Source organism: Psychrobacter sp. AOP5-GZ1-6 (genome assembly GCF_052376345.1).
Lineage (GTDB): Bacteria > Pseudomonadota > Gammaproteobacteria > Pseudomonadales > Moraxellaceae > Psychrobacter.
On record NZ_JBQSVP010000291.1, the window covers coordinates 1 to 934 of the forward strand.

General features: G+C 29.0%; 2 protein-coding genes. One reads left to right on the plus strand and one right to left on the minus strand.

The genetic code is table 11. The annotated features are described in order from the left end of the window. The coding region (locus ACT3RN_RS15830; protein ID WP_444518838.1) for an IS630 transposase-related protein at positions 1–240 on the minus strand (240 nt) is incomplete at its 3' end. Positions 241–344: 104 nt separating this feature from the next. On the opposite strand from ACT3RN_RS15830, the gene ACT3RN_RS15835 reads away from it, so the two are divergent. Continuing rightward, positions 345–884 (plus strand): hypothetical protein, encoded by a 540-nt coding sequence (locus ACT3RN_RS15835; RefSeq protein WP_444518839.1) that lies wholly within the window; start codon positions 345–347, stop codon positions 882–884. The last annotated feature ends 50 nt before the right edge of the window (positions 885–934 follow it).

Genomic DNA, 934 nt, shown 5'->3' on the forward strand with positions numbered 1-934 from the left:
GTTGAACCGTCTTGCTCTCTCATAGTGATAGTCATCAGGGTAACGCTCAACGTCTTTACGTAGTGCATCATCTGGTATTTTTGATGGCGTAACATTGCGAGTGCTCTTACTATGCAGCCGTTTCTTCCACTTTTGAATGGTGGTTGGACTAATGTCATAAAAAGAGGCTGCCTCGGCAAAAGTCATGCCACCTGCTAAGCTTTTAAGAACTTGTTTGCGATAATCTAGTGAGTAAGTCATGATAACTGAGTATATCTATTGAGTTATTTTATCTTATAACACTTTTATATTTAATACACTATAAAAACGTTGAGCTTAAGTTTACAAAAAGGTAAGAGTTTATAATGAAAAAAATGCATTTAGAAGTAAGATTTATATTGTCAGCTTATCTTTGTAAGGATTTAACTGTTAAAAAACTTGAGTCTTTTATATATAGAAACGATAATTTATTAGAAAGTATAATTGGTAATGAGGCATATCTTAATATTATACAAATAGATTACGAAAGCGAAAATTCATATCATAATTTTAATACTGAGATTACAAAAGTATGTGGTATAAAAAAATACTATTATCAAGTTATTTATTTAATAGTAAAATATCATTTGAAATTAATAACTTTGACAGAAATACTTGTTTTACTAGATGAGCTAAGTGATGAGCTAAATAGCAAACTGAATTATGACTGTAATGGTAATAAAAGTTATGAATATAAGTTACCTGTTGATTTAGCTGGCTATAGTTCGGAGGTTAATACACATGGAGAAGACTTTTATAGAGACAATGCAGATAAAGAGATATATAAATTATTAGATGCTATAGATGAAGGTAGATTTGTATATGATTACTTTATTAGTAAACTAGGTTCAGACAATGAAAAATAAAATAACTATTAGACCTCTTGCAAAAGTAGTTTCAAATCTCAAAGTATATA

Bases quoted from the DNA above. Each gene is read 5' to 3' on its own strand.
- ACT3RN_RS15835 (WP_444518839.1), top strand. From the start codon at position 345: ATGAAAAAAATGCATTTAGAAGTAAGATTTATATTGTCAGCTTATCTT.